Genomic DNA, 26,758 nt, shown 5'->3' on the forward strand with positions numbered 1-26,758 from the left:
AGCAGGGTATCAAACGCCATTCCGGTCTGCGGCGGCGTTGCATATTGCATGGCAAAGCCGGCGAATGTTCGACCAAACGCTGTCAGCTATGCAGGCTAGCTGGCTGTCCTGCCGCACGCTGGCCGTCATTATCGGTTTGCGATCTGACTTGCGGAACTTCCGATCAGGAGGGGCGGTGCGCTTCATATCGTTCAACTGGTATGTCTCGGGCTGGGCGCCATCAGGGCGGCGCGGCAAAGCGATGAACGCGGTTTCAGCGTGCGGCCCCACCAGGAGTTTGGCCAACGCTCCGGCCGACAACGCCGCTAGGCGCACCAGCCGGCCAATGCCTCGCGCGCACGCGCGACCATCATCGCCTTGCGATCAGCCTTGCGGGACTTGCCCGGCAGGGGCGGGAATAGGCCGAAATTGACGTTCATCGGCTGGTAGGTCTCGGCATCGGCGCCGCCGGTGATGTGCCCGAGCAGGGCGCCTAGCGCGGTCTCGGCCGGAGGCGAGGCCAGCGTATCGCCGGAAAGTTCAGCGGCGGCGAAACGCCCTGCCAAGAGGCCGATCGCAGCGCTTTCCACATAGCCCTCGCACCCCGTAATCTGACCGGCGAAGCGGATGTTGGAGCGCGACTTGAGGCGCAGCGTGCCGTCGAGCAGCTTGGGGCTTTGGATGAAGGTGTTGCGGTGGAGGCCGCCCAGCCTGGCGAACTCGGCCTTCTCAAGCCCGGGGATCATGCGCAGCACCCGGACCTGTTCGGCATATTTCAGCTTGGTCTGGAAACCGACTATGTTCCACAACGTGCCCAGCGCATTGTCCTGGCGCAGCTGCACGACGGCATAGGGCCAGCGTCCGGTGCGCGGATCGTCGAGCCCGACGGGCTTCATCGGCCCGTAGCGGAGCGTATCGACGCCGCGTTCCGCCATGACCTCGATCGGCATACAGCCTTCGAAATAAGGCGTGTCCTTTTCCCATTCGCGGAATTCGGTCTTCTCCCCGGCGAGGAGCGCGGCATGGAAGGCGAGGTATTCGTCCTTGGACATCGGGCAGTTGATGTAGTCGTGACCGTCGCCCTTGTTCCAGCGGCTCTGGAACCAGGCCACGTCCATGTCGATCGACTCGCGATGGATGATCGGAGCGATCGCATCGAAGAAGGCGAGGGCATCCTGGCCCGTCTCCGCCTGCACCGCCTCGGCCAGGGAGACGGCGGTCAGCGGGCCGGTCGCGATGATCGCCGGCCCCTCCGGGAGGCGATCGACCCGCTCGCGCACCAGCTCGATCCTGGGATGGGCGCTGATGGCGGCGGTTACCCCTTCGGAAAAGCCGTCGCGATCGACCGCCAGCGCCGATCCGGCGGGCACGCGATGCCTGTCGGCCTGTCCGAGAATGAGGGAGCCGAGCGCCCGCATTTCGGCATGGAGCAGGCCGACCGCATTATGTTCGGCATCGTCCGAGCGGAAGCTGTTGGAGCAGACCAGCTCCGCCATGTGATCGGTGTGGTGCGCGGGTGTATTCTCGACACCGCGCATTTCGGAGAGGCGGACGTCGAAGCCGGCCTGTGCCAGTTGCCACGCGGCTTCGGACCCGGCGAGGCCGCCGCCGACGATATGGATTTGGTGCATGGCGCCTCGTAACCGGGTCGGCCCCGCCTATCTAGCCGTCATGCGCATCTTCACCATTGGATATGAAAAAGCGACGCAGGCGGAACTCGTGGCCGCGCTGAAGGCGGCTGGGGTTGAGCGGCTGATCGATGTTCGCGCGGTGCCGCTGTCGCGCCGTCCGGGATTTTCCAAGAACATCCTGGCGCGCGGACTGGTGGAGGCGGGGATCGACTATGTCCACCTGCGGGCGCTGGGCACGCCGCCGGAAGGACGCGAGGCGGCGCGCAAGGGGCGGCATGACGTGCTGGAGCGGGTGTATGCCGGTCAACTCGATCTGCCCGAGGCGATCGTCCAGGCAGGCCAGATGCTGGAGCTTGCGGCGGAGAAACCGTCCGCCTTGCTGTGCTTCGAACGCGAACCGGGCGGCTGCCATCGCACCTTGCTGCTGCGCGCGGTGGCACCGCAGGCGGACGTGGTCGACCTGTTCCCCGGCGTGCCCGATTTGCGCGACCTCTCCGTGGTTTAGCCTTTCTTCACCAGATCATGTCACACCTTTTGACAGGGCGGCGAGGGTCGGCCCGGAGGGGTGTGGATCATGAAGCGAGTGGTAGCCGCGATGGCGGCGGGGGCGCTGCTTGGGACGTCGGCGGGCGCGTCGTGCTGGCGACAGGAGGAAGCGAGCGCAGCGGGCGTGCGCGAGCTTCAATCGATGCTGATGGTGACGGCGCTGCGCTGTCAGGCGTCGGGGCATGGCATGCTGGCCGACTATAACGGTTTCGTTAGCGCAAACCGAGCTGCGATCGGCCAGGTTAATGACCGGCTCAAGGCGCACTTCATCCACAGCCATGGCCCAGTGGCGGGCCAGCGGGCGTATGACAGCTTCACCACGTCGATGGCGAACGGCTATGGTGCGGGGCCGAGTGGTGCGGAAAGCTGCGGCACGGCGGCCAGTCTGGCACGAGAAGCGGCGATGATGACCAATTCGCTGGAGGGGTTGGCCTTGTTGGTCGAGCGGGAGGGGTTGGTCACCCGATTGCCCGACGGCACGTGCGAAACGCCGGACCAGCCCTTGGCCGGGCCGATCGTGGTGGCGTCAGTGCGCTGAGGCGGCTATATAAAGCTTTCTTTATATTTGATCGGCGGCGCGTGAGCGGCTAGGCGAAGCGCAGGATCGCGACCGTGCGATCGTCCCTTTCTTTGCCCAGGAGACGTGCCCGTGGCCACCGCCGCAGCCGACACTTTCACCGACTATCTGGTCCATGACATCGCGCTCGCCGGGTTCGGTCGCAAGGAGATTGCGATCGCCGAGACGGAGATGCCGGGCCTCATGGCGCTGCGCGACGAATATGGCGCGTCCAAGCCGCTGAAGGGCGCGCGGATCACCGGATCGCTCCACATGACGATTCAGACCGCCGTGCTGATCGAGACGCTGGTGGATCTGGGCGCCGAAGTGCGCTGGGCATCGTGCAACATCTTCTCGACCCAGGATCACGCCGCGGCCGCCATCGCCGCCGCCGGCATCCCGGTGTTCGCGGTAAAGGGCGAGACGCTGGCCGAATATTGGGATTATGTCGGCAAGATCTTCGACTGGGGCGACGAGCCCTGCAACATGATCCTGGACGATGGCGGCGACGCCACCATGTTCGCGCTGATCGGCGCGCGGCTGGAGGCAGGCGGCACGCTGAACGACCCGGAAAATGACGAAGAGGTCGAGTTCCAGCGTGCGCTGAAGGCGTTCATCGCCGCCAAGCCGGGCTACCTGACCGCCACGGTGAAGGCGATCAAGGGCGTGTCGGAGGAAACCACCACCGGCGTCCACCGCCTGTACGAGATTGCGAAGAAGGGCGAGCTGCCGTTCCCGGCGATCAACGTCAACGACAGCGTGACCAAGTCCAAGTTCGACAACCTGTACGGCTGCAAGGAATCGCTGGTCGATGCGATCCGTCGCGCGACCGACGTAATGCTGGCCGGCAAGGTCGCCACGGTCGCCGGCTTCGGTGACGTGGGCAAGGGCTCGGCCCAGTCGCTCCGCAACGGCGGCGCGCGCGTGCTGGTGACCGAAATCGACCCGATCTGCGCGCTGCAGGCGGCGATGGAAGGCTTCGAGGTCGTGACGATGGAGGAAGCCGTGGAGCGTTCCGACATCTTCGTGACGGCGACCGGCAATGCCGACGTCATCACCGCCGAGCATATGGCGAAGATGAAGCCGATGGCGATCGTCTGCAACATCGGCCACTTCGACAGCGAGATCCAGATCGCGGCCTTGTCCAACTACAAGTGGACCGAGATCAAGCCGCAGGTCGACCTGGTCGAATTCCCCGACGGCAAGCAGATCATCGTGCTCGCCAAGGGTCGCCTGGTGAACCTCGGCTGCGCCACCGGCCACCCGTCGTTCGTGATGTCGTCCAGCTTTACCAACCAGGTGCTGGCGCAGATCGAGCTGTTCGCCAAGGCCGAGCAATATGCCAATCAGGTCTATGTCCTGCCGAAGCATTTGGACGAGAAGGTCGCCCGCCTCCACCTCGACAAGCTGGGCGTGAAGCTGACCACGCTGACCGACAAGCAGGCGGCCTATATCGGCGTGACCACGGAAGGGCCGTTCAAGCCCGACCATTATCGTTACTGATCCATACAGAAAGCTGTTCCAACCGATCGGCCCGCTTTAGAAGCGGGCCGATGATCGCGAACCTTCCCACCGGCACTTTGCTGCTCGCCACCATGGGTGGATTATGGCTGGTCCTTGCGGTGGCGGCGACCCTGGTCGGCGTCCGAAAGGCAGCGCGGGCCGAATCGTCGATTGCGGAGGCGCGGGCGGTGGCCGATCTTCTGGCCGGCGCGCCAAGCCTGCCGATGCTGGTTTACCCCGACGACGCGATCGATGCCGATCCTCGCATCGCCAGCTGGCTGGAACTGGATGCGGTTCCCACGCGACTGACCGACTTCGCCAAGGAGCCTCGGCTGGCGGAAGGCGATTATGCCGCCTTGGTCGACGCGATCCGCGCAACCCGGGCGTCCAGCCGTCAGGTGCAGATCACCATAGGTCAGGCGCCTGGCCGCATATTCTCCCTCCGGGTCGAGCCGTACAGCGTCGCGGGCGACGATCGCCGCGTGGTGCTGGTCTGGCTGCTTGACGTCAGTGAGACGCAGCGCGCGATCGGGCGACTGGACCAGCAGGTGGTGCGAATGCGCCGGGCGGTGGACGGCCTGTCGGCGCTGATCGAGGCGGCGCCATTCCCGATGTGGCATCGCGGACCGAACATGGATCTGGCCTTGGTCAACGGCGCTTACGTCCGCGCCGTGGAGGCGGGCGATGCCGAGCAGGTGGTGGCGCAAGGGATCGAGCTGGTCGAAACGGGTGGGGGCCAGACGCCCAGCGCATCGGCGGCGGAGGCGCGCGACCGCCGCCACGTCGTGATCCGCTCCGCACCCGCGATCATCGCCGGGCAACGTCGCATGATGCGCGTCGCCGACGTGCCGATCGGTGAATCGGGCGTGGCAGGCTATGCCATGGACATCCAGGAGCTGGAGGACGCACGCTCCGACCTCGGCCTGTTCGTGCGCGCCCAGCATGACATGTTCGACCGGTTGTCGGCGGGCGTCGCGCAATTTGCGGCGGATCACAGCCTGGTCTTTTACAATCGCCAGTTCGTGCGCCTGTTCGCGCTGGAGCCGGACTGGCTGTCGGACCACCCGGAGTTCGACCGCGTTCTGGAACGGATGCGCGAGGCGCAGCGCGCGCCGGAAAGCCGCGACTTCCCCGGTTGGAAGGCGGAGCGGCGGCAATGGTTCGCTTTGGCCCAGCCGGCGGAAGAAAATTGGCTGTTGCCCGGCGGCACCCATATCCGCGTGGTCGCGCAGCCCTTGCCGGACCGTGGACTGCTGCTGATCTTCGAGGATCGGACCGAGCATCTCCAACTCGCCAGCGCCCGCGACACGCTTGTGCGGGTCCGCACCGCGACGTTCGACAGCCTGTTCGAGGCGATCGGCGTGTTTGCGGCGGACGGGCGGCTCAACCTGTGGAATACCCGCTTCCGCGACGTGTGGGACCTGCCGGAGGAGGAACTGGCGCGCCACCCCCGCGTGGATGCGCTGGTGCAGACGATCGCGCCCAAGCTGCTGGACCCGTCACGCGCCGGCCTGATCCGCGATCTCGTGCGGATCGCGACGGTGGAGCGGCAGCATCGCTCCGGCCGGATCAGCCTGGTCGATGGCAGGCATTTCGAATTTGCGGCGGTTCCGCTGCCGGACGGCAATGCCCTGTTCACCCTGCTGGACGTCACCGCCAGTCGCGGGATCGAGGAGGCGCTACGTGACCGCAACGAAGCGCTGGAAGAGGCGAACCGGCTGAAGAACTCGTTCGTGGCCAGCATGAGCTACGAATTGCGCGTGCCGCTCACCTCCATTGCCGGCTTCGCGGAAATGCTCGGCAGCGGCTATGCCGGCGAACTGAGCGCGACCGCGCGAGATTATGTGGAAGCGATCCTGTCGGGGGTGCAGCGTCTGTCGAGCCTGACCTCGGACGTGCTCGACCTGACGCAGAGCGCGGCCGGCACCCTGCCGATGGCGATGGAGTCGCTGGCCGTATCCGAACTGGTGCGCGGCGCGGTGGATCTGGTGCGGGACAGCGCCCACAATTCCGGGCTGTTGCTGGCGGCCGACATCGCGCCGGAGAGCGGAACCGTGGTGGGCGATCGCAAGCGCCTGATGCAGACGTTCGATCACCTGCTGCGCAATGCCGTGTCCTACACGCCGGCCGGCGGGCGCGTGCTGGTGCGCAGCAAACGGGTGGACGGCGCGGCGGAGATCGTGATCTCCGACAATGGCCAGGGGATCGCGCCCAAGCAGCGCGAGCGATTGTTCGACCGCATGACCCGCAGCACCATCGGCCAGGATCAGGGCAGGAGCGACGAGCCGGGCGGCGGCTTCGGCCTTCCGCTCGCGCGGCAGCTGGTGGAGGCACATGGAGGCACGCTGGAACTGCTGTCGGAGGTGGGGCGCGGCACCAGCGTGATCGTCCGCCTGCCGCTGGACGTGGCGGACGAGGAGGCATGATCGCGTCAGGATCGCTCGACCTGGCCGATGCGGACGCGGCGGGGCAGCTTGGCATGGCGCTCGCCAGCACTTTGCGGGTGGGCGACGTGGTGACGCTGGCGGGACCGCTGGGGGCCGGCAAGACGACCCTGGCGCGCGGCATCCTCGCCGGGCTTGGGCTGGCCGACGAGGCGCCAAGCCCCAGTTTCCCGCTGGTGATCGCTTATGCGCCGCCCGAACTGGCGATTCCGGTGTGGCATGTAGATCTCTATCGGGTCGACGATGCCGAGGAGCTGGACGAGCTTGGGCTGGACGATGCCCGGCTGGAAGCGGCGCTGCTGGTGGAATGGCCGGAGCGGATGGGCGCGCGTGCCTGGCCGGATGCGCTTCGCCTGAGCCTGGAGGAGGAGCCGGCCGGCGGCCGCCGCTTGACTTGGCAGGCATCGGGGTCATGGGAAGGCCGATGGCCGCCCGTCCGATCATGACGCCGTCCGCCGGAGCGGACCTGTTCCTCAACAATGCCGGGTGGGAGGATGCGACCATCCTGCCGCTTGCCGGCGACGCCTCGTTCCGGCGCTATTTCCGGGTGGTCGGGTCGGACGCCAGCGCGGTGCTGATGGACGCGCCGCCGCAGCATCAGGACAGCCGCCCGTTCGTGGCGATCGGCGACCATCTCCGCACGCTGGGCTTCGTCACGCCGTGCATCCTGTCCCAGGACCTGGAGCGCGGCATGATCCTGCTGGAGGACTTTGGCGACGCCCGGATGCGGGAAGTGGTGGAGGCGGATGCCGGCCGCGAGCAGGAGGTGTACGCCGCGGCGATCGACCTGCTGCGCGACCTGCATGGCCATCGCGCGGGCGCGCTGCCGCCCTATGACATGGCCGTGTACCAGCGCGAGGTCGGCCTGTTCCCCGAATGGTATATGCCGGCTGTCGAGTTGGAGCCGGGCGGAGGCTATGCCGAGGCGTGGGCGGAGGCCTTGGCCCCGATCGCGGACGATCAGTCGACCATGGTGCTGCGCGATTACCATGCCGAGAATATCATGTTGCTGACCGACGGTCGCCTCGGCCTGCTCGATTTCCAGGATGCGCTGGCCGGGCACGCCGCCTACGACCTTGTGTCGCTGTTGCAGGATGCGCGGCGGGACGTCTCGCCCGCGCTGGAGGCGGCCATGCTGGCCCGCTACGGCCAAGTGGATGACGCCGCTTACGCGCTGCTCGGCGCGCAGCGGAATACCAAGATCCTGGGGCTGTTCACCCGCCTGTGGAAGCGCGACGGAAAGCCCCGCTATCTGTCCTATCAATCGCGTGTCTGGACCTATCTTGAGCGTGACCTGGCCCATCCGGCACTGGCACCGGTGCGGTGCTGGTTCGACGCCCATGTGCCGGCGGACAAGCGGGGCGCGGCCTGGGCGGACATGCCGGCATGACGATCCGCACCGCGATGGTGCTTGCCGCCGGGCTCGGCAAGCGGATGCGACCGTTGACCGCGACCCGGCCGAAGCCGCTGGTGTCCGTGGCCGGCAAGCCGCTGATCGACCATGCGCTCGATCGCCTGCGCGATGCGGGCGTGGCGCGTGCTGTGGTCAACACGCATTACCTGGCGGATGCGCTGGAGGCGCATCTGAACGGCCGCAAGGGAGGCCCGGAAATCGTCCTGTCGGACGAACGCGCCCAGCTGCTGGAAACCGGCGGTGGGGCGACCAAGGCACTGCCCCTGATCGAGGATGACCGCTTCCTGATCGTCAACAGCGACAATCTGTGGGTCGACGGACCGGTGCGGGCGATCGACCTGCTCGACACGCAGTGGGACAATGCGCGGATGGACGCGCTGCTGCTGCTGGTGCCGATCGCACGCGCCCACTGCCACGGCGGCAAGGGCGATTTCCGCCTCGATCCCAGGGGCCAAGTGCTGCGGCCCGCGCCTGGCAAGATGGCGCCGTTCGTGTTCACCGGGGTGCAATTGGTGTCGCGCCGCCTGTTCGCCGATGCGCCCGAAGGCGCCTTCTCCATGAACATCCTGTGGGATCGCGCGATCGAGGCCCAGCGGGCCTTCGGGGTCGTGCACCAGGGCCTGTGGTTCGACGTCGGCACGCCCCCCGCCATCGCCAAGACCGAGGCGCTGCTGGCGGCGGAATGAGCATGACGGACCGTCACGACGAAAGCGCCTCCATCCTCCGCCCCAACGTCTACGCCATCCCGATCCACTGGCCGTTTGCCGATGCCCTGGCGCAGGGGCTGGTGGCGCGGGCGGGCACGGACCGGCTGGCGCTGGCACGGGGCATCATCCTGTTGCCCAACAACCGCGCGGTCCGCGCCGTCACCGATGCGTTCGTGCGCCGGGCAGGGGGAGGGTTGCTGCTGCCGCGCCTGGTGGCGGTGGGCGACGCATCGCTGGAGGAGCAGCTTGGCGCGGCGTTCGACGTGGCCGCCGGTGATCCCGTGCCGCCGGCGATCGACCCGGTGGCGCGGCAGCTGATCCTTGCGCGGTTGATCGGGGATGCGCAGCCGGGGCTGGACCCGGCGGAGGCGGTCCGCCTTGCCGCCGACCTCGCCCGCTTGCTGGACCAGATGATCGTGGACGAGGTACCGCCCGTCCGCCTGGCCGAAGCGGTGCCGGCGGAACTGGCCGGCCACTGGCAGGCATCCCTCGCCATATTGCAGGTGGTGCTGCACCGCTGGCCGGAGGAGCTGCGACGGCGCAGGCTGATCGACCTGGCCGACCGCCGCAACCGCCTGCTCGGCGCGGTGGAGCGGCGCTGGGCCGAGCGGCCGCCGCGGGGCATGGTGGTGGCGGCCGGCATCACCGCCGCCGCCCCGCCGCTCGCCCGCCTGTTGCGGCGCGTTTCGCGGCTGGCGAGCGGGCTGGTCGTGCTGCCGGACCTGGACCGGGGCATGCCGGAGGAGGAATGGAACGCGCTCGGCGGGAGCGAGCAGGGGCGTCCGATCGAGACGCATCCCCAGTTCGCGCTGCGCCAACTGCTCGACCGGATCGGTGTCGACCGCGCCGAAGTGCGGCCATGGCGGCAGCGCGGGGCGGGCGGCTCCACCGCCGATCGCGGTCGTGCGATCCACAATGCCATGGCGGCGGCGGCCTTTACCGACAAATGGGTGACGCTCGGGCCGCATGCGCGTCGTCTGTCCGGCATCCGCGCCCTGACGGTCGCCAATCCGGCGGCGGAGGCGCAGGCGATCGCGGTCGCCATGCGCGAGGCGCTGGAGACGCCGGGGCGCACCGCCGCCTTGGTGACGCCGGACCGCAACCTGGCCGCGCGCGTATCGGCGCATCTGGCACGGTGGGGGATCGAGGCGGACGACAGCGCGGGCCGCCCGCTCTCCCTCACCCCGCCGGGTACGTTGCTGACCAGCATCGCGGATGCGGCGGCGGAGGGCTTCGCGCCGGTGCCGTTGCTGGCCTTGCTGAAACATCCCCTGGTGTGCAGCGGGGAGGGGCGGGCGGATTGGCTTGCCGGGGTGCGCGCGCTGGACCGCGCCTTGCGGGGCCCGCGCCCCGCGCCGGGGCTCCATGCGATCCGGACCTTTCTGCGCGAAGGGGACGATCGGACCCGGAAGCAGCGAGAGGCCGCCTTGGCCTGGTGGGACCGGGTCGAGCCCGTACTGGCTCCGCTGGAACGCGCGGGATCGGAGCGCATACCCACCCTTGCCGCCATGCTGGACGCGGTGCGTGAGACGGCGACGCGGCTTGCCGGCGATGCGGCGTGGAGCCGCCCCGCCGGCCGCGCGGCCGCCGAACTGGTCGCCAGCCTGGAACAGCATGCGGTGGAGGGGCCGATGGCGGTCGGACCCGGCTCCATGCCCGGTATCCTGCGCGACATGCTCGGCCGGGTGGCGGTCAGGCCGCCGCAGGGCGGGCATCCGCGCCTGTTCATCTGGGGCCTGATCGAGGCGCGCCTGCAGCAAGCCGACCTGATGATCCTGGGCGGGTTGAACGAGGGGGTGTGGCCGGCCTTGCCCGCGCCTGATCCCTGGCTGGCGCCCGCCGTCCGCAAGACCTTGGGCCTGCCCGGCCTGGAACGCCGGATCGGGGCGGAGGCAGAGCAGTTCGCCGCCGCGCTCGGCGCGCCGGAGGTGCTGATCACCCGCGCCCGCCGCGATGCGCGCGCGCCCGCCGTGCCGTCACGCTTCTGGTTGCGGCTGGAGGCGATGACCGGCGGCCTCGCGCCCGCCCGCACGCTGGAACGCTGGGCCGAGATGATCGACCGGCCGGACGCGCCGATCCTGATCGACCGGCCGGCCCCGCGTCCGCCGACAGCCGATCGACCGCGCAGGATCGCCGTGACCAAGCTCGACCGGCTGCGGGCGGACCCCTATGCCTTCTACGCGGACGCCATGCTGAAGCTGCGCGCATGGGACGCGGTGGATGCCGATCCCAGCCCCGCCTGGCGCGGCAGTGCGGTTCATGCCGTGTTCGAGGCGTGGGTGAAGGAGGATGGCTGCGATCCGGCAAGGCTCCGCCCCCGCGCCGAACGGCTGCTGGCGGAGACGTCCGCCCATCCCGTGCTGCGCGCCTTGTGGACCCCGCGCCTGCTGGAGGCGATCGAGTGGATCGCGGAGGAGGTGGCGCGCGGCGCCGCCGCTGGCCGCCGGACTGTGGCGGCGGAGGTCAAGGGCACCATCGACGTGGCGGGGCTGCGGCTGGAGGGCACGGTGGACCGCATCGATCGGCTGACCGATGGCACGCTGGCGATCGTGGACTGGAAGACCGGCAAGCCTCCGTCCAGGCGGGCGGTGGCGGAAGGCTATTCGATGCAATTGGGCCTGCTCGGCCTGATTGCCGAGCGGGGGGGCTTTGGAAAAGACCTCCACGCGCGTCCGACCACGTTCGAATATTGGTCGCTGGCGGCCAAGGACGGTCAGCTCGGTTATGTCACCAGCCCGGTCGGCCTCAGCAAGTCGGGCGAAGGAATCGATCCGGAGGACTTCACCACGCGGGCGGTGCGCGTGCTGACGGAGGCGGTGGACACGTTCCTGCTGGGCGATGCGCCGTTCACCGCCAAGCTGCACCCGGAATATGCCCCTTATGGCGATTATGACCAGTTGATGCGGCTGGACGAATGGTATGGCCGTGCCGCGCCGGGGAAGAATGCATGAGCGGGCGTCTGTCCCTGTTCCAGGTGCTGGAAGGCGCTCAGGCCGAAGCGTCGCATCCCCGGCGTCAGGTGTGGCTGTCGGCGTCGGCGGGCACCGGCAAGACGCACGTCCTGACCGCGCGCGTGCTGCGCCTGCTGCTGAACGGAGCCGAGCCGGAGAGCATCCTGTGCCTGACCTTCACCAAGGCAGGCGCGGCGGAGATGGCGGAACGAATTCAGGGTCGCCTGGCGAGTTGGGTCAGGCTGCCCGACGGCAAGCTCCGCAAGGAATTGTTCGCCTTGTCGGAACCGAATGACGACCAGGCGCTGCGCCGCGCCCGACGATTGTTCGCGCGCGTGCTGGACGCCCCGGGCGGCGGACTGCGCATCCAGACGATCCACGCCTTTGCCCAGACCATGCTGGCGAGCTTCCCCGCCGAGGCGGGCCTGACCCCCGGCTTTCAACCGCTGGAAGGGGCCGCCGAGGCCGCGCTGGCGCGGGCGACGCTCGCGGAATTGCTGGTTGAAGCCGAACGTGGCGGCGACCTTGGCCTGGTGCGCGACATCCAGTCGCTCAGCCGCCGCCTGGGCGAGGACAAGGCCGAACGCTTCCTGCGCGTCTCCGCCCAATCGCATGCGGCGCTGAGCGAACTCGGCTCGCGCGAGGCGATCGAGCCGCGCGTGCGCACCGCGCTGGACGTGCCGCTGGGCGATGTCGAAGAGCATATCCTGGAACAGGTGAGCGACAGGCGGTTCGACACCGCCTGCCTGGGGCGCATCGCCGACGCCAATCGCGCATGGGCTACCTCGCGCGGAAAAGAGCGCGCGGCGATCGTGGAGGCATGGCTTGCGGCGGATGCCTCCGAGCGGGCGGCCACGCTGGAACAACTGCATCGCGTCTGGACTAGGAAGGACGGCGACCCGCTTTCCTTCGCCAAGGGGCAGGCACCGCAGGTGGAACAATATCCCGCCGACTGCGGGGATGCCCATGCCTACGTCGATGCCTTGCTGGGCCTGCGCAAGCGGGCGGCACTTGCGGCCGAACTCGCCGCCGCGCTGCGGGCGGGCCAGGCCTATGCGCTTGCCTATGGCGCCGCCAAGCGCGCGGCCGGGGCGGTCGATTTCGACGACCTCATCCATGCGGCGGTGGCGCTGCTGGAACGGCCGGGCATCGGCGAATGGATCCGTTACAAACTCGATCGCCGCACGGATCACATCCTGGTCGATGAGGGGCAGGATACCAATGTCCCGCAATGGACCATCGTCCGCGCCTTGGCGGAAGAGTTCTTCGTGGAGGAACCCAAGCCCGACGGCGTGTGCCGGACGATCTTCTCCGTGGGCGATTTCAAGCAGGCGATCTTCGGCTTCCAGGGCACCGATCCCGTCGCCTTCGCGGCCGCTCGCCGATATTTCGAGGGGGCGGCGGCGATGGGGGAGCAGCAGGTCCATCGTCTGTCGCTCGATCGTTCGTTCCGCTCCACCCCCCCGATCCTGGCCGTGGTGGACCGCCTGATCGATCAGATCGGGCAGGAGCGGATGGGCCTGCTCGACCCGCCCGAGCCGCATGTCAGTGCCCGCAAGGGGTTGCCGGGCCAGGTTATCCAGTGGAAGCCGGTGTCGCTGGAGGAAGGCGTCAGCAATGACGATGAGGGTGAGGAAGGATGGCTGGACGATGCCGCCCGCGACTTTGCCACCCGGCTGGCGCGACAGGTGCGGACCTGGCTGGACCAACCGCTGTGGCTCGCCGGGCGCAAGCGGCCGCTGCGGCCAGAGGATGTGCTGATCCTGGTGCGCAAGCGGGCGTCGCTGGCGTCGCTGATCGTCGCCCGGCTGCATGCGGAAGGCGTGCCGGTCGCGGGTGTCGACCGGTTGCGGCTGGATGCGCCGCTCGCGGTGCGGGACTTGATGGCGGCGATCCGCTTCGTGCTGCAACCCGAAGACGATCTGAACCTCGCCGCCCTGCTCGTGTCGCCGCTGTTCGGGTGGAGCCAGGAGGAGTTGTATCGCGTCGGCTTCGGCCGCCGTGGCACGCTGTGGCATGCCGTGCTGGACGATCCCGCCAGCGTCGGATCGCTGGACGGGCTGAACCGGCTGCTGGACCGCGCCGATTTAGCGACGCCCTACCGCTTCCTGGAGGACATCCTGTCCGGGCCGCTCGATGGCCGTCGCAGGCTGATGGCACGACTGGGGCATGAGGCGCGCGACCCGATCGAGGAACTGCTCAACGCGGCCCTGTCGTTCGAGCGCGATGCGACGCCGACCCTGCAACGCTTCCTCGACTGGTTCGACCGTGACGAGGTGGAGGTAACGCGCGATCCATCCGCGCCGCTGGATGCGGTGCGGGTGATGACCGTGCATGGCGCCAAGGGCTTGCAGGCGCCGTTGGTCATCCTGGCCGACGCACCCGGCGATCCCGATGCGTCGCGCACCGACGTGATCGAATGGACGATGGAGGAGGACGGAGATCCCTTGCGCATCTTCCGGCCGCGCAAGGCGGAACTGACGGGCACGCTGGGCGATGCGCTCGCCCACGCCGAGCGGTGCGAACGGGAGGAGCATTGGCGGCTTCTCTACGTCGCGGTGACACGCGCGGAGGAGATGCTGGTCATCGGCGGCGCACTGGGCCCGCGTGCCAAGGGGGTGCCGCCGGCGCAAAGCTGGTATGCCGAACTGGATCGCGCGCTGGAGATTTTGGGCGCGGAATGGCGGGACGATGCGGACTGGGGCGCCGTGCGGAGCTATGGCGGTGCCGCCGGGGCAGGGGGAGTGCACGCCGATCCTGCCGCCAAGCTGTTGCGCCGGGCGCTGCCCGCGCCGCCGCCGCTGCCGTCATTCATCGGCCGGCCGGCGCCGCAGGAAAGCCGCCCGCCGCGTCCGCTCGCGCCGTCGTCTCTGGGTGAAGACCTGACCGCTGATCCCCCGCCCGGTCCGGCCATGCTGGCAGCAGCCCGGCGCGGGCGCCTGTTGCACGCCTTGTTCGAGCGGTTGCCGGATCTGCCGCCGGACGAGCGCATGCGGGCGGGCGACCAATGGCTGGAGCAGGCTGGCGGCGTCGCGGATCCGGCCGAGCGCAAGGCGCTGGTGACGGAAGTGTGCGGGATCGTGGCGGCCCCCGCGCATCGGGACTTGTTCGATCCCGCTGGTCTGGCGGAGGCGCCGATCGCCGCCGTGCTGCCCGATGGCACGGTGGTGTCCGGCACCGTCGACCGGCTGGTAGTGGGCGACGACCGGATACTGCTTGCGGATTTCAAGACGGGCGGGCGCGTGCCGGCTTCGGCGGAAGAGGCGCCGGTCCATCATCTCCGCCAGATGGCGGCCTATGTCGCGGCACTGGCGGTGATCTTTCCCGACCGACCGATCGATGCCGCCCTGCTCTACACGTCAGGGCCGACGTTGATCCCGCTGTCGCCGCGCCTGCTCGACAGGCACAAGCCCGGCTATCAGGATGCGGAGCAAAAGCTGGGCCAAAGCGGTTGAGTGGCCTGAAGCGGCTGCTTACATGCCCGTCACGATAACAAGGAGTCCTGCGATGGCGACCAAGAAGATCACCGATTCCTCCTGGGAAAGCGACGTGCTGCAGGCGGACGGCCCCGTGCTCGTCGATTTCTGGGCGGAATGGTGCGGGCCATGCCGCATGATCAGCCCGGCGCTGGAGGAGATTTCGGACGAACTCGCCGGAAAGGTGACGATCGCCAAGATCAACATCGACGAAAATCCCGACGCGCCCGGCCGCTATGGCGTGCGTGGTATCCCGACCATGATCCTGTTCAAGGGCGGTGCGCCCGCCGCGACCAAGGTCGGCGCCGCGCCCAAGAGCCAGCTGAAGGGATGGCTGGAAGGCGAAATCTGAGCCACGCCATCATGGTAAATCCGCAACGGCCGGCGCGCGAGCGACCGGTCGTTGTTCTTTCGATTGACAAGAAGGTAAACAGGGATCGGCCTAACCGCTCATACGTTCTGCTGGCAAGAGTACAGGGAGCGTAAGATGCGTAAAAGCGTGAGCCACATGTCGTTCGGACGTGCGATCCTCGCCGCCGCCTTGGCCTGTGGCGCGGCGCCATGCGTCGTTCCTGCCGCGGTCGCCGCCGTCACGGCATCTACGTCGTTGCTGCCGGACATCCAAACCGCACCCGAGGGACGCTGGAGTCGCCAGGCGGTGAAGCAGCTGATCGGCGTGATCCAGGGCGCGGAACGCGAAGGCTTCAATCCCGCTGACTACAACCTCGCCACGCTGCGCCAGGCGGTGGACGGCGCCAGCGGCGGGACCGGTCCCGCGCTCGACATCCTGGCCGAGGCGGCGGCGCTACGCCTTGCCAATGATTATCATTTCGGCCGGGTGACCGACCGGTCGAGCATGAACTGGATGATCGAACGCTCGCCCTATGAGCGCGCGCAACTGCCCGACCGGCTGCATGCGGCGGCGAATGCCGGATCGCTGCCGAGCTTCTACGCGTCGCTGCTGCCCGACAATCCCCGCTACGCGGCCCTGCGCGATGCGCTGGCCGAGACCGACGACCCTGTCATGCGCGACCGGATCCGGGTAAACATGGAACGCTGGCGCTGGATGCCGCGTGCCATGGGCGACGATCACATCTACGTGAACGTACCCAGCTACAAGCTGGATGTGGTGGAGAGCGGGCTGGTCCGCTCCAGCTACACGGTGGTGGTGGGCGCGAAGGCGACGCCGACGCCGCTGATGATCAGCCCGGCCAACTCCCTGGTGGTTAATCCGTCATGGTATGTGCCGGCCAGCATCGTCAAGAGCGCCAACATCCGCGCGGGGCAGGGTGGTTTCCGCTACAAGGATCTCGGCAACGGCGCGCGCGCGATCGTGCAGGCGCCGGGGCCGCGCAATGCGCTGGGCCGGATCAAGTTCAACCTGGACAACGACCAGGCCATCTACCTGCACGATACGCCCGCCAAGACCGCGTTCAAGCGCGACCAGCGCGCGCTCAGCCATGGCTGCATCCGGGTGAGCAATATCGACCAGCTGGCGTCCGAACTGATGTCGCGTGAGGGCGGCGACGCTGTCGCGCTGGAGCAGGCGCTGGCCGGCGCCGATACGCAGACGCTGAGGCTGCCGCATCAATGGCCGGTCTATCTGGTCTATTTCACGGTCGATCTCGATGCCAACGGTGCGTTGACCAGCTATGGCGACCCCTATCAATATGACAACGTGATCCTGGCCCAGCTGGACGGCCAGCGCGGCGGGGGCGCGGGCACTACCCTGGTGGCGCTGAATCGCTGACAAAAAGAAAGGGGCCGCCCGATACCGGACGGCCCCTTTCCCTAACCGGTGATCAGACGATCACTCCATGTTCATGGAGTTGTCGCCCATCATGCTGTTGTCGGCCATGGTGCCGTTGTCCGCCATCATGTCGGTGGCGGCCATGTCGTTCATCGTGCCCATGTCGTTCATGTCGGTCATCGACACGTTCTCGGTCACGTTGGTGGTCTCGCTCGAGCAGGCGGAGACGGCCAGAGCCGCCGCAACCAGCGCAACGGCGGTGGTCTTCTTCAGAATGTCTCGCATGTCAGACTCCCTATATTTTCGATTTGGACCGGGCCTTCTAGCATCACCCAAATCGCGCGGGACATTACCACATTGCGTCAACGCCTCAAGAGGAGAAGGGCAGACGCACGAGTGAACGCAGGAAGTCGGCAAAGCCCGCGCGAAGCGCCGCGTCCAGTTCGGCAAACCCGGCCGGGCGGTGCAGGGCGGCAAGGCTGGTCACGGAATATTCGGCGATGCCGCACGGCACGATCGTGTTGAAGTGTGTCAGATCGGGCGCGACGTTCAGCGCGAAGCCGTGCAAGGTCACCCACCGTCTGACCCGCACGCCGATCGCACCGATCTTGGCTTCGCGCCCCTCCAGATCATCGACCCAGATGCCGATTCGACCGGGCGCCTTGCGCGCGGCAACGCCCAGTTCGGCCAGAGTGGCGATCAGCCAGTCCTCCAGCGCGGCGACATAGCAGCGGACGTCGCGCCCGCGCGCATCCAGGTCGAGCAGCACATAGCCGACACGCTGGCCCGGCCCATGATAGGTGTAGCGGCCGCCGCGTCCCGCCGTGTGGACCGGGAAGCGGCCGGGCTCCAGCAGCTCTTCGGTGGCGGCGCTGGTGCCGCCGGTGATCACGGGCGGATGTTCCAGCAGCCACACCAATTCCGGTGCGGTGCCGTCCCGGATCGCGGCGGCGCGCGCCTCCATCTCGGCTAGGGCTGCAGGATAATCGGTCAAACCTGGCGACACGCGCCATTCAATCTGTTCCAGCGGTGCAGGCATGACCGTCATCTGGCCGGACGCGAACGGGATCGCAAGCGCGGCGCTCGATTGCCTTTGCCGTGCCGTCCGATGATAAGGCGACAACGGGAGAGTATCTTGGCCGCGTTTTCGATCGAACAGAGTTTCCTTGGCACCCAGCGCATCGTCGCGCGGGAATGGCCGTTGCTGCTGCCGGTGATGCTGGCCTTCATGGTGCTGCCGTCGTTCGCGACCGACCTGCTAGTGCCGGAAGCGTTGCGGACCGGCCTGACCGCCGCGATGGAGGCGGGCAACCCCGCCCCGATCATGCAGGCGGCGCGCTGGCTGTTCCCGCTCAGCATCGTCCTGTTCCTGTGCGGATCGCTGGGTGGGCTGGCGCTGACCGCGTTGGCGGTGGTGCCGCGCATCAGCGTCAAGGAGGCGATCCTGCTGGCTTTCCGTCGCCTGCCGGTGATGATCGGGGTGCTGGTGCTGCTGTTCGCCGGACTGATGGCGGCGGCGTTCGTGGTGACCCTGGTCCTGTTCATGCTGCGGTTGGACATGCGGGTGGTGCAGTCGCTGCTGTTCGGTGCGCTGAGCGGGATGGTGATCGTGGCGGCCGCGCGCCTGTCCGTCCTGAACGGCATCATCCTAACCCGCCGGGTAGGGCCGATGGCGGCGATCAGCGAGAGCTGGCACCTGACGCGCAAGCTGTTCTGGCGCCTGTTCGCCGGCTTCGCCGTCTATGTGGTCGGCGGCATGATCGTGGTGCTGGCGCTGGGCAGCGCGATCGGCGCGGTGGTGCTTCTCGCCGGAAATGGCCTGGGCGCGCCGGATCTTGCTTTTGCCGTGAACGCGTTCGTGTCCCGCCTGCTGGCCGCTCTGGTCGGTGCGGGGCTGCACCTGCTGGGTGCCGTCTATTTCCTTCAGCTCGGCGGATCGAGCAGGGGGATTTGAGGCGCGCAATCGCGCGGCAAGGCACCGAGCAGGCGGGGATCGGCGAAGGTCTCCACCATCCGCGCGAACGGCGTAAAGCCTTGCGCGCGGTAGAAGTTGAGCGCGGACGGGTGGTCCAGCGTGCAGGTATGCACCCATAGCCGCTCCACGTCGCGCCGCCAGCCGAGCATCAGCGCCTGCGCCATCAGCCAGCGGCCTTGCCCCTGGCCGGCGAGTTCCGGGACCAGGCCGAAGAAGGCGATCTCGCACTGGCCTGCCTGATGGAAATCGAGTTCCAGCAGGCCGACCTCGATCCCCGCCGGGTCCAGCACCGCATGGATCTCGACCGCGTCATCATGGATGATGGCGCCGAGGTCCGCGTCCGACAGAAGCAGCCGCGAGAACCACAGCCAAGGCGCGCCGACCCGCCTGAACAAGGTGCGATAGGCGTCCGGGGTGGGCGCTCGCCAGCGTGCCAGCCGCAACGGGGAGGCGGGAAACGGGCGAACGGACGGTCGCGCGCGCATCTCCAGCGACGTGACGATCGCCGCCAACTCGCTGGGGGCAACCGGGGTCAGCATGTCACGACCATGTCGCCACCGGCGGCAGGCTCATCAGGATGGCGTCGACGTCGCCGCCGGTCTTGAGTCCGAACAATGTTCCGCGATCATAGACAAGATTGAACTCCGCATAGCGCCCGCGGAAGGCAAGCATCCTTGCACGGTCGGCGTCGTCCCACGGCTGGCCCATGCGCCGGCGCACGATGTCGGGGAAGATGTGGAGGAATGCCTCACCTACCGCCTGCACGAAGGGGAAGGTGGCGTCGAACCCGCCCTCCAGATGGTCGAAGAAAATTCCGCCGACGCCGCGATGCACCTTGCGATGGGGAATGTAGAAATAATCGTCGGCCCATTGCTTGAAGCGCGGATAATCGCTCACGCCCGGGTGATCCTCGCACGCCGTGCGAAAGGCAGCGTGGAAGTCGCTGGTATCGCCTTGCTGCGGGATGGGAGGATTGAGGTCTGCCCCGCCGCCGAACCATCGCTTGGTGGTCGCAAGGAAGCGGCAGTTCATGTGCACGGCGGGCACGTGCGGATTGGCCATGTGCGCGACCAGGCTGATGCCGGTGGCGAAGAAACGCGGATCGTCGGCGGCGCCGTGGATCGTCCGGGCGAATTCGGGCGCGAAATGCCCGCCGACCGTGGAGACGTTGACGCCGGCCTTCTCGAAAACGCGTCCCTTGATCAGGCCGCGTACCCCGCCGCCGCCGTCCGCGCCGGTGGGATCGGTCCGTTGCCACGGCGTGTAGGTGAAGGCGGCATCGCTCCCCGCTTCCCGCTCGATCGCTTCGAATTCGGCGCAGATGCGGTCGCGCAAGGCCTCAAACCACGTCCGCGCGCGAAGCTGTTCGTCGTCCAATATCATCGGCATCGCCGTGCCGCTCCGGCTGCGGCAAGGCAAGTCCTTGTTATTGCGAACGTATCGCAGAACACTAATCCATGCTTGGCAAAGCATCGAACTGTTGTCTATCAAAGTCCATTCGTGCCGCCATTTGCGTGTGCGGGCGGTGTATGCGTGCCAGAAAACAGGACCAACGCAGAGGTGCCCGCAGATGGTGACGTCCGAACTGGTCGACGATCCCAATCAACGCCCTCCGGTGATTGGGGCTGAGCATGAGGACGGCACAGGTCCGCGCCGTCGTGACTTCCTTAACATTGCGGCAGTCAGTTTCGCCGGGGTGGGGGCCGTGGTGGTCGCCGTGCCGCTGGTCAACCAGATGAACCCCTCGGCCGACGTGCTGGCGCTCGCCTCGACCGAGGTGGACGTGTCCAAGATCCCGGCGGGGTCGGGCATCAAGGTGTCGTGGCGCAAGCAGCCGGTCTTCATCCGCCGCCTGACGCCGAAGGAGGTGGCGGCGGCGAATGCCGTCGACGTGTCCGACCTGCGCGATCCCCAGACCCTGGCCGACCGCACCAAGCCCGGCAAGCAGGACTGGCTGATCACCATGGCGGTGTGCACCCATCTCGGCTGCGTACCGCTGGGGGTGACGCCGGGCGAGAATCGGGGCGATTTCGGCGGCTATTTCTGCCCGTGCCACGGATCCGCCTACGACACTGCGGGACGCATCCGCAAAGGGCCGGCGCCCAAGAACCTGCAGGTGCCGGACTATGCGTTCAAGTCCGACAGCGTCGTCCAGATCGGCTGAGGAGACCGGCAATGAGCTTTCCCTGGGCTGAGAATTACGCGCCGAAGAACCCGCTGATGAAGTGGCTGGATGTGCGTCTGCCGCTGCCGCGCCTGGTCTACAATGCGGTGGGGGCGGGCTATCCGGTGCCGCGCAATCTCAATTACTTCTGGAACTTCGGCGTGCTGTCTGGCCTCGCGCTGACCATCCAGATCGTGACCGGCATCGTGCTGGCGATGCACTATGCCACCAACGCCGGGGTCGCCTTCGGCTCGGTCGAGGCGATCATGCGCGACGTGAATGCCGGCTGGCTGCTGCGCTATGCCCACGCCAACGGCGCCAGCATGTTCCTGGCGGTGGTCTACATCCACATCTTTCGCGGGCTTTACTACGGATCGTACAAGGCCCCGCGCGAGATGGTGTGGCTGATCGGCGTGGTGATATTCCTGCTGATCATGGCGACGGCGTTCATGGGCTATGTGCTGCCATGGGGGCAGATGAGCTTCTGGGGCGCGCAGGTGATCACCGGCTTCTTCTCCGCCATACCCATCGTGGGGGAGCCGATCCACACCCTGCTGCTCGGCGGGTTCGCGCCGGACAATGCCGCGCTCAACCGCTTCTTCTCGCTCCATTACCTGCTGCCGTTCGTCATTGCCGGGTGCATCATCCTGCACATCTGGGCGCTGCACATTCCGGGATCGAACAACCCGACCGGCGTGGACGTGAAGGGGCCGCAGGATACCGTGCCGTTTCATCCTTACTACACGGCCAAGGACGGGTTCGGCGTGGGCGTGTTCCTGACCGTTTTTGCCCTGTTCCTGTTCTTTCAACCCAATCTGCTGGGCCATCCCGACAATTATATCGAGGCCAATCCGCTCTCGACGCCCGCCCATATCGTGCCGGAATGGTATTTCCTGCCCTTCTACGCGATCCTGAAGGCGTTCACCGGCGACTTCCTGGGCATTCCCGCCAAATTGTGGGGGGTGATGGCGATGTTCGGGGCGATCCTGCTGCTGTTCTTCCTGCCGTGGATCGATCGTTCACCGGTGCGTTCGGCCCATTACCGGCCCGTCTACAAATGGTTCTTCTGGGCGCTGGTGCTGGACGTGCTGGTGCTCGGCTATGTCGGGCAGGCGGAGCCGACCGCGACGGTAGTGATCGTCAGCCAATTGTGCGCCGGCTATTATTTCGCGCATTTCCTGATCATCCTGCCGTTCGTGTCCGCGATGGAACGGCCTTTGCCGATGCCGAACTCGATTTCAGAGTCCGTGCTGCATGGCGAGCAGGCCGAGGCGGCACCCGTCGGCTTGCACACGGCCTGACACGGGCAAGGGGGATCATCGCATCATGCTCCGCTACATCGGACCCTTTATCGCTCCGGTCATCGGCATCGGCTTCCTGCTGGCCTTGTTCTGGGGGTTCATCACGACACCGCACGAAGCGGAGGTGGTGTCCGCCGCCCATGTCTATCATCGCGAGCCGAAGGACATCAGCTTCAGCTTTGACGGCCCGCTCGGCCGCTACGACCGGCAGCAGCTCCAGCGCGGGTTCCAGGTCTACAAGGAGGTCTGCTCCGCCTGCCACTCGATGAAATATGTGGCGTTCCGCGACCTGGAAGGGATCGGCTTCTCCAAGCCCGAGGTGAAGGCCATCGCCAAGCAATGGCCGGTGGAGGTTCCGGCGATCAACCCGGATACGGGCGAGCCGACGACCCGCAAGGCGCTGCCGAGCGACTATTTCCCCGCGAGCTATGCCAACGAAACCGCCGCCCGCGCGGCCAACAACAATGCCCTGCCGCCCGATCTGTCGCTGATGGCCAAGGCGCGCGAGGGCGGGGCGCATTACGTCTTCTCGCTGCTGACCGGCTATGAGGCGCAGCCGGCGGAGCTGGTGAAGCGGTTCCCCGACGCGAGGACGCCGGAGGGGCTCCATTACAATCCGTATTTCGCAAACCTCAATATTGCGATGCCGCCGCCGTTGGTGGCGGAGGGGCAGGTGACCTATGCGGACGGGACCGAGCCCACCGTCGCGCAGATGGCGGACGATGTGGCGGCCTTCCTGATGTGGGCGGCCGAGCCGAAGCTGGAAAACCGCCACCGTGCGGGCGTGGGGGTGGTGATCTACCTGCTGATCGCCACGGCGCTGGCCTATGCGGCCTATCGCAACATCTGGCGGGGCAAGAAGCATTGAGCCAGGGGTGATAGTTCCGGATCGCGGTGCCATGAATGCAACCCGGCCGTGCTGGCGATCGTCGTGATCGCGGCGGTCGCGCTGGCAGCCGGCGGAACGTGGCGCTTCGCCCGGCGGGGCGAAAGACGGCATGGCCTGTTGATGGTGGTGGCCGCACTGGTCCTGATCGGCAATGCGCTGATCTGGGCTTGGCCGGTGGCGCGCTGACGCCTAAAATGCCGGCATGCTACCCGATTATGACGACGCCACCGCCGCAGCTGCTTTCCGCCGCCTGGTCGCGCATCTGCAGCACCGCACCGACGCCCAGAATGTCGACCTGATGGGGCTGGCCGGCTTTTGCCGCAATTGCCTGGGCGACTGGCTGGCGGAGGCGTCGCAAGGCACGCTGAGCAAGGAGCAGGGGCGCGAGCATGTCTATGGCATGCCCTATGCCGACTGGAAGGCGCAGCACCAGCAGCCGGCGACGCCCGAGCAGCTCGCCCGTATGGACGAAAGCCTGAAGCGCAATCCGCGCTGAGTTCAGACGCAAGCCGCTGCGTTTAGACGATGTCGCGGCCAGTGGTGAATTGCGGGATGATGGTTGAAGGACCGTAAGCGCCGAGTCGCCCGGCCACCAGCTGGCGAACGGCATCCTCACGCGTCGGCTTGGGATCGTCATGGCGCGCGATCCAGTGATCGATCGCCTCGATCTGCTCGCGTGTGAAGGGGATGGTGAGGGTCAAATCTGCGTCGGTCATGCCGCGGACGCTGCCGCCAGCAGGCTTCGTGGTCAAGCGGGGGCATCGCGCGGGACCGCTCAGGATCGGGCAGCTGGCCGGGAGCGGTTCGCCGAAACCCGCTTCCCCAAGCCGGTCGCGCGCCTGTAAGCGGCTGGCGTGACCGATCAGCCCACCCCGATGATGGCCCAGTATCTCGCGCTCAAGGCGGAGGCGCAGGATTGCCTGCTCTTCTACCGCATGGGCGACTTCTTCGAACTGTTCTTCGAGGATGCGCGGGCCGCGGCCGGGGTTCTGGACATTGCGCTGACCGCGCGCGGTGAACATGGCGGCGTTCCGATCCCGATGTGCGGCGTGCCCGTCCACAGCCATGAGGCGTATCTCGCCCGGCTGATCAAGGCGGGGCACCGCGTCGCCATCGCCGAACAGACGGAAACGCCCGAACAGGCCAAGAAGCGCGGCGGCAGCAAGGCTTTGGTAGGTCGCGCCATCGTCCGCATCGTCACCGCCGGCACGCTGACGGAGGAGGTGCTGCTCGATGCTCGCGCCGCCAATTGGCTGGTGGCGGTGGTCAAAGCGGGGGGCGAGGTGGGCTTCGCCGCGGCCGACATTTCGACCGGGCGGTTTGAACTGGGCGCGGTCGCCGGCGCCAACCTTGATGCGGAACTGGCCCGGCTGGGCCCGGCCGAACTGGTCGCGCCGGAGGGTTTCGACCTGCCGACCATGCTGCCGCTGACGCCCTCAAGCGGGTTCGACAGCGTCGGGGCCGAACGGCGGCTGAAGGCGCTGTTCCATGTGGCGACGCTGGATGGGTGGGGCGCGTTCGAGCGTGTCGAACTCTGCGCTGCCGGGGGATTGCTGACCTATCTGGAGCGGGCGGGGCAAGGCAGCCTGCCGTTTCTGCAACCGCCGACGCGGCGCATGGTCAGCGATCACATGATGATCGACGCGGCGACGCGCGAGAGCCTGGAGATTACGGTCGCGAGCGGCACCGGGCGCAAGGGCAGCCTGCTCGATGCGCTCGATCGGACGGTGACCGGCGCCGGCGCGAGGCTGCTTGGCGGCGATCTCTCCGCCCCGCTGACCGACCTTCACCGGATCGAACAGAGGCTGGACCTGGTCGCGTTCCTGCATGACGGGGGCGATCTGCGGGCGCGGCTGCGTGCGACCTTGCGCAGCCTGCCGGACATTGCCCGCGCGCTCGGGCGACTGGTGGCGGGACGCGGGGCCCCGCGCGACCTGGCGCAATTGCGCGACGGGTTGAACGAGGCGCATCGCCTGCATGGCGTGCTGTCGGCGCTCGCCCCGCGCCCCGCCTTGTTGGATACGTTGCTGCCCGCCTTGCTGGGGCACGGCGCGCTGATCGACCGGTTGCAGCGCGCGCTGGTTGCCTCACCGCCGATCGATACGGCGCAGGGCGGCTATATCGCGGAAGGCTATGACCCCGCGCTGGATGCGCTGCGTAGTCGGGGTGGGGAGGGGCGGCGCGCCATCGCGGCGTTGGAAGCGCGCTATCGCACCCACACCGCCATCGGCCAGTTGAAGATCCGCCACAACAATGTGCTGGGCTACCATGTCGAGGTTCCCGCCAAGTCCGCCGATGCGCTGATGCGGCCCGACAGCGGCTTCACGCACCGGCAGACGCTGGCGGGAGTGGTGCGCTTCAACGCCCCCGAACTGCACGAACATGCAAGCGAGGTCGGGCAGGCGGGCGCCCATGCGCTGGCGGCGGAGGCGGCGCATCTGGAGGAGCTGGTCGGCGACACGCTGGCGCGCGCCGGGGCGATCGCGGCGACGGCGGATGCGCTGGCCCGGCTGGATGTCGCGGCGGGGCTGGCGGAGCGGGCGGCGGAGGGCGGCTGGGCGCGACCGGGCTTGGTCGATCGGGCCTGCATGGAGATCACCGAAGGCCGGCATCCCGTGGTCGAAAGCGCGGTCGCGGCCAGCGGCGGGCGCTTCGTCGCCAATGACTGCAATCTCGGACCGCATGACCGGCTGTGGCTGGTCACCGGCCCCAACATGGGCGGCAAATCGACCTTTCTCCGCCAGAATGCCGCCATCCTGATCCTGGCGCAGGCCGGCAGCTTCGTGCCCGCCGCCTCCGCCACGCTGGGACTGTGCGACCGGCTGTTCAGCCGCGTCGGCGCGTCCGACAACCTTGCGCGCGGGCGATCGACCTTCATGGTGGAGATGGTGGAAACCGCCGCCATCCTGGCGCAGGCGACCGAACGCAGTTTCGTGATCCTGGACGAGGTCGGGCGCGGCACGTCCACCTATGACGGCCTCGCCATCGCCTGGGCGGTGGTGGAGGCGGTGCACGACATCAATCGCTGCCGCTGCCTGTTCGCGACCCATTATCACGAGCTGACCCGATTGGCCGAGCGGCTGGACGCGCTGTCACTCCACCATGTCCGCGCGCGCGAGTGGAAAGGCGATCTGGTGCTGCTGCACGAGGTTGCTTCCGGTCCGGCGGACCGCAGCTACGGCCTGGCGGTGGCGAGATTGGCCGGCCTGTCCGCGCCCGTGATCGCGCGAGCGAGGGACGTGCTCAAACGACTGGAGGCGGGGCGCGCCGCAACCGGCGGTCTGGCGGCCGGTCTCGACGACCTGCCCTTGTTCGCGGCGGCGGCGGACAAGGAGGATGTCCGGCCCGATCCCCTGCGCGATGCGATCGGCGAAGTCGATGCCGATGCACTGAGCCCGCGCGAGGCGCTGGAGCTGGTCTATCGGCTAAAGGCGATCGCCGCGGACGGTTCATCCGACTGACAGCCACCGAC

General features: G+C 67.7%; 24 protein-coding genes. 18 read left to right on the plus strand and 6 right to left on the minus strand.

The window, feature by feature from the left end; all coding sequences use genetic code 11:
- Positions 1 to 305: 305 nt before the first annotated feature.
- Entirely contained in the window at positions 306 to 1,610 is a 1,305-nt protein-coding gene (gene trmFO / locus Q0D93_RS04445; protein WP_294391745.1) for a methylenetetrahydrofolate--tRNA-(uracil(54)-C(5))-methyltransferase (FADH(2)-oxidizing) TrmFO, read from the minus strand.
- Between the two features lie 40 nt (positions 1,611 to 1,650).
- Between trmFO and Q0D93_RS04450 the strand changes: the two genes are divergently transcribed.
- The 11 genes from Q0D93_RS04450 to Q0D93_RS04500 all read left to right on the plus strand — a co-directional run bounded on the left by Q0D93_RS04450 (position 1,651) and on the right by Q0D93_RS04500 (position 16,957).
- Entirely contained in the window at positions 1,651 to 2,115 is a 465-nt protein-coding gene (locus Q0D93_RS04450; protein ID WP_294391882.1) for a DUF488 domain-containing protein, read from the plus strand.
- Between the two features lie 69 nt (positions 2,116 to 2,184).
- Positions 2,185 to 2,694 (plus strand): hypothetical protein, encoded by a 510-nt coding sequence (locus Q0D93_RS04455; protein ID WP_294391746.1) that lies wholly within the window; start codon positions 2,185 to 2,187, stop codon positions 2,692 to 2,694.
- A gap of 111 nt (positions 2,695 to 2,805) precedes the next feature.
- Positions 2,806 to 4,215 (plus strand): adenosylhomocysteinase, encoded by a 1,410-nt coding sequence (gene ahcY, locus Q0D93_RS04460; protein ID WP_294391747.1) that lies wholly within the window; start codon positions 2,806 to 2,808, stop codon positions 4,213 to 4,215.
- Positions 4,216 to 4,265: 50 nt separating this feature from the next.
- Entirely contained in the window at positions 4,266 to 6,641 is a 2,376-nt protein-coding gene (locus tag Q0D93_RS04465; protein WP_294391748.1) for a PAS domain-containing sensor histidine kinase, read from the plus strand.
- Positions 6,638 to 7,105 carry a tRNA (adenosine(37)-N6)-threonylcarbamoyltransferase complex ATPase subunit type 1 TsaE gene (gene tsaE, locus Q0D93_RS04470; RefSeq protein WP_294391749.1) on the plus strand — a complete coding sequence of 156 codons (468 nt, stop codon included), beginning with the start codon at positions 6,638 to 6,640 and terminating at the stop codon, positions 7,103 to 7,105. The genes Q0D93_RS04465 and tsaE overlap by 4 nt, the downstream gene beginning before the upstream one ends.
- Positions 7,102 to 8,049: a phosphotransferase gene (locus tag Q0D93_RS04475; protein WP_294391883.1), complete on the plus strand. Its 948-nt coding sequence runs from the start codon at positions 7,102 to 7,104 to the stop codon at positions 8,047 to 8,049. The genes tsaE and Q0D93_RS04475 overlap by 4 nt, the downstream gene beginning before the upstream one ends.
- Complete coding sequence (locus Q0D93_RS04480) at positions 8,046 to 8,759, plus strand: nucleotidyltransferase family protein (protein ID WP_294391750.1); 714 nt, start codon at positions 8,046 to 8,048, stop codon at positions 8,757 to 8,759. The genes Q0D93_RS04475 and Q0D93_RS04480 overlap by 4 nt, the downstream gene beginning before the upstream one ends.
- Before the next feature lie 2 nt (positions 8,760 to 8,761).
- Positions 8,762 to 11,731: a double-strand break repair protein AddB gene (gene addB / locus Q0D93_RS04485; protein WP_294391751.1), complete on the plus strand. Its 2,970-nt coding sequence runs from the start codon at positions 8,762 to 8,764 to the stop codon at positions 11,729 to 11,731.
- Positions 11,728 to 15,186: a double-strand break repair helicase AddA gene (gene addA, locus Q0D93_RS04490; protein WP_294391752.1), complete on the plus strand. Its 3,459-nt coding sequence runs from the start codon at positions 11,728 to 11,730 to the stop codon at positions 15,184 to 15,186. The genes addB and addA overlap by 4 nt, the downstream gene beginning before the upstream one ends.
- A 52-nt stretch (positions 15,187 to 15,238) precedes the next feature.
- Entirely contained in the window at positions 15,239 to 15,559 is a 321-nt protein-coding gene (gene trxA / locus Q0D93_RS04495) for a thioredoxin TrxA (RefSeq protein ID WP_294391753.1), read from the plus strand.
- A gap of 135 nt (positions 15,560 to 15,694) precedes the next feature.
- Positions 15,695 to 16,957: a L,D-transpeptidase family protein gene (locus Q0D93_RS04500; protein WP_294391754.1), complete on the plus strand. Its 1,263-nt coding sequence runs from the start codon at positions 15,695 to 15,697 to the stop codon at positions 16,955 to 16,957.
- A gap of 60 nt (positions 16,958 to 17,017) precedes the next feature.
- On the opposite strand, the gene Q0D93_RS04505 is transcribed toward Q0D93_RS04500, so the two are convergent.
- Both Q0D93_RS04505 and lipB read right to left on the minus strand, forming a co-directional pair.
- Positions 17,018 to 17,242 (minus strand): hypothetical protein, encoded by a 225-nt coding sequence (locus Q0D93_RS04505; RefSeq protein ID WP_294391755.1) that lies wholly within the window; start codon positions 17,240 to 17,242, stop codon positions 17,018 to 17,020.
- Between the two features lie 85 nt (positions 17,243 to 17,327).
- Positions 17,328 to 18,005, minus strand: a complete 678-nt coding sequence (lipB, locus tag Q0D93_RS04510; protein WP_294391884.1) for a lipoyl(octanoyl) transferase LipB — start codon at positions 18,003 to 18,005, stop codon at positions 17,328 to 17,330.
- An 87-nt stretch (positions 18,006 to 18,092) separates the two neighbouring features.
- On the opposite strand from lipB, the gene Q0D93_RS04515 reads away from it, so the two are divergent.
- Positions 18,093 to 18,911, plus strand: coding sequence for a hypothetical protein (locus Q0D93_RS04515; protein ID WP_294391756.1), 819 nt, complete (start codon positions 18,093 to 18,095; stop codon positions 18,909 to 18,911).
- On the opposite strand, the gene Q0D93_RS04520 is transcribed toward Q0D93_RS04515, so the two are convergent.
- Together Q0D93_RS04520 and hemF are read right to left on the minus strand one after the other, a co-directional pair.
- A complete protein-coding gene (locus Q0D93_RS04520) occupies positions 18,881 to 19,471 on the minus strand; it encodes a GNAT family N-acetyltransferase (protein ID WP_294391757.1) in 591 nt (196 codons plus the stop codon). The two genes, Q0D93_RS04515 and Q0D93_RS04520, sit on opposite strands and share 31 nt — an antisense overlap.
- 1 nt (position 19,472) lies before the next feature.
- The gene (hemF, locus tag Q0D93_RS04525) at positions 19,473 to 20,321 is read right to left on the minus strand and encodes an oxygen-dependent coproporphyrinogen oxidase (RefSeq protein WP_294391758.1); all 849 of its coding nucleotides are present in this window, start codon (positions 20,319 to 20,321) and stop codon (positions 19,473 to 19,475) included.
- 181 nt (positions 20,322 to 20,502) lie between these two features.
- Between hemF and petA the strand changes: the two genes are divergently transcribed.
- From petA to Q0D93_RS04550, 5 genes are read left to right on the plus strand one after another with little or no spacing between them, the layout of a single operon-like run.
- Complete coding sequence (petA, locus tag Q0D93_RS04530; RefSeq protein WP_294391759.1) at positions 20,503 to 21,096, plus strand: ubiquinol-cytochrome c reductase iron-sulfur subunit; 594 nt, start codon at positions 20,503 to 20,505, stop codon at positions 21,094 to 21,096.
- A gap of 11 nt (positions 21,097 to 21,107) precedes the next feature.
- Positions 21,108 to 22,397: a cytochrome b/b6 gene (locus tag Q0D93_RS04535; RefSeq protein WP_294391760.1), complete on the plus strand. Its 1,290-nt coding sequence runs from the start codon at positions 21,108 to 21,110 to the stop codon at positions 22,395 to 22,397.
- 25 nt (positions 22,398 to 22,422) lie between these two features.
- Positions 22,423 to 23,265, plus strand: a complete 843-nt coding sequence (locus Q0D93_RS04540; RefSeq protein WP_294391761.1) for a cytochrome c1 — start codon at positions 22,423 to 22,425, stop codon at positions 23,263 to 23,265.
- Positions 23,266 to 23,313: 48 nt separating this feature from the next.
- Positions 23,314 to 23,472, plus strand: coding sequence for a hypothetical protein (locus Q0D93_RS04545; RefSeq protein ID WP_294391762.1), 159 nt, complete (start codon positions 23,314 to 23,316; stop codon positions 23,470 to 23,472).
- A 16-nt stretch (positions 23,473 to 23,488) separates the two neighbouring features.
- Complete coding sequence (locus Q0D93_RS04550) at positions 23,489 to 23,782, plus strand: DUF1244 domain-containing protein (protein WP_294391763.1); 294 nt, start codon at positions 23,489 to 23,491, stop codon at positions 23,780 to 23,782.
- Between the two features lie 22 nt (positions 23,783 to 23,804).
- Here Q0D93_RS04550 and Q0D93_RS04555 read toward each other — a convergent pair whose 3' ends face one another.
- On the minus strand, positions 23,805 to 24,002 hold the full coding sequence (locus tag Q0D93_RS04555; protein ID WP_294391764.1) for a hypothetical protein: 198 nt from the start codon (positions 24,000 to 24,002) through the stop codon (positions 23,805 to 23,807).
- A gap of 159 nt (positions 24,003 to 24,161) precedes the next feature.
- Here Q0D93_RS04555 and mutS point away from each other — a divergent pair, with 159 nt between their 5' ends.
- Positions 24,162 to 26,747, plus strand: a complete 2,586-nt coding sequence (gene mutS / locus Q0D93_RS04560) for a DNA mismatch repair protein MutS (protein WP_294391885.1) — start codon at positions 24,162 to 24,164, stop codon at positions 26,745 to 26,747.
- Positions 26,748 to 26,758 lie beyond the last annotated feature (11 nt).

It is taken from the genome of uncultured Sphingomonas sp. (assembly GCF_934560975.1).
Classification (GTDB): domain Bacteria; phylum Pseudomonadota; class Alphaproteobacteria; order Sphingomonadales; family Sphingomonadaceae; genus Sphingomonas_I.

Bases quoted from the DNA above. Each gene is read 5' to 3' on its own strand.
- trmFO (WP_294391745.1), bottom strand. From the start codon at position 1,610: ATGCACCAAATCCATATCGTCGGCGGCGGCCTCGCCGGGTCCGAAGCC.
- Q0D93_RS04450 (WP_294391882.1), top strand. From the start codon at position 1,651: ATGCGCATCTTCACCATTGGATATGAAAAAGCGACGCAGGCGGAACTC.
- Q0D93_RS04455 (WP_294391746.1), top strand. From the start codon at position 2,185: ATGAAGCGAGTGGTAGCCGCGATGGCGGCGGGGGCGCTGCTTGGGACG.
- Q0D93_RS04465 (WP_294391748.1), top strand. From the start codon at position 4,266: ATGATCGCGAACCTTCCCACCGGCACTTTGCTGCTCGCCACCATGGGT.
- tsaE (WP_294391749.1), top strand. From the start codon at position 6,638: ATGATCGCGTCAGGATCGCTCGACCTGGCCGATGCGGACGCGGCGGGG.
- Q0D93_RS04475 (WP_294391883.1), top strand. From the start codon at position 7,102: ATGACGCCGTCCGCCGGAGCGGACCTGTTCCTCAACAATGCCGGGTGG.
- Q0D93_RS04480 (WP_294391750.1), top strand. From the start codon at position 8,046: ATGACGATCCGCACCGCGATGGTGCTTGCCGCCGGGCTCGGCAAGCGG.
- addB (WP_294391751.1), top strand. From the start codon at position 8,762: ATGACGGACCGTCACGACGAAAGCGCCTCCATCCTCCGCCCCAACGTC.
- addA (WP_294391752.1), top strand. From the start codon at position 11,728: ATGAGCGGGCGTCTGTCCCTGTTCCAGGTGCTGGAAGGCGCTCAGGCC.
- trxA (WP_294391753.1), top strand. From the start codon at position 15,239: ATGGCGACCAAGAAGATCACCGATTCCTCCTGGGAAAGCGACGTGCTG.
- Q0D93_RS04500 (WP_294391754.1), top strand. From the start codon at position 15,695: ATGCGTAAAAGCGTGAGCCACATGTCGTTCGGACGTGCGATCCTCGCC.
- Q0D93_RS04505 (WP_294391755.1), bottom strand. From the start codon at position 17,242: ATGCGAGACATTCTGAAGAAGACCACCGCCGTTGCGCTGGTTGCGGCG.
- lipB (WP_294391884.1), bottom strand. From the start codon at position 18,005: ATGACGGTCATGCCTGCACCGCTGGAACAGATTGAATGGCGCGTGTCG.
- Q0D93_RS04520 (WP_294391757.1), bottom strand. From the start codon at position 19,471: ATGCTGACCCCGGTTGCCCCCAGCGAGTTGGCGGCGATCGTCACGTCG.
- hemF (WP_294391758.1), bottom strand. From the start codon at position 20,321: ATGCCGATGATATTGGACGACGAACAGCTTCGCGCGCGGACGTGGTTT.
- petA (WP_294391759.1), top strand. From the start codon at position 20,503: ATGGTGACGTCCGAACTGGTCGACGATCCCAATCAACGCCCTCCGGTG.
- Q0D93_RS04535 (WP_294391760.1), top strand. From the start codon at position 21,108: ATGAGCTTTCCCTGGGCTGAGAATTACGCGCCGAAGAACCCGCTGATG.
- Q0D93_RS04540 (WP_294391761.1), top strand. From the start codon at position 22,423: ATGCTCCGCTACATCGGACCCTTTATCGCTCCGGTCATCGGCATCGGC.
- Q0D93_RS04550 (WP_294391763.1), top strand. From the start codon at position 23,489: ATGCTACCCGATTATGACGACGCCACCGCCGCAGCTGCTTTCCGCCGC.
- Q0D93_RS04555 (WP_294391764.1), bottom strand. From the start codon at position 24,002: ATGACCGACGCAGATTTGACCCTCACCATCCCCTTCACACGCGAGCAG.
- mutS (WP_294391885.1), top strand. From the start codon at position 24,162: ATGATGGCCCAGTATCTCGCGCTCAAGGCGGAGGCGCAGGATTGCCTG.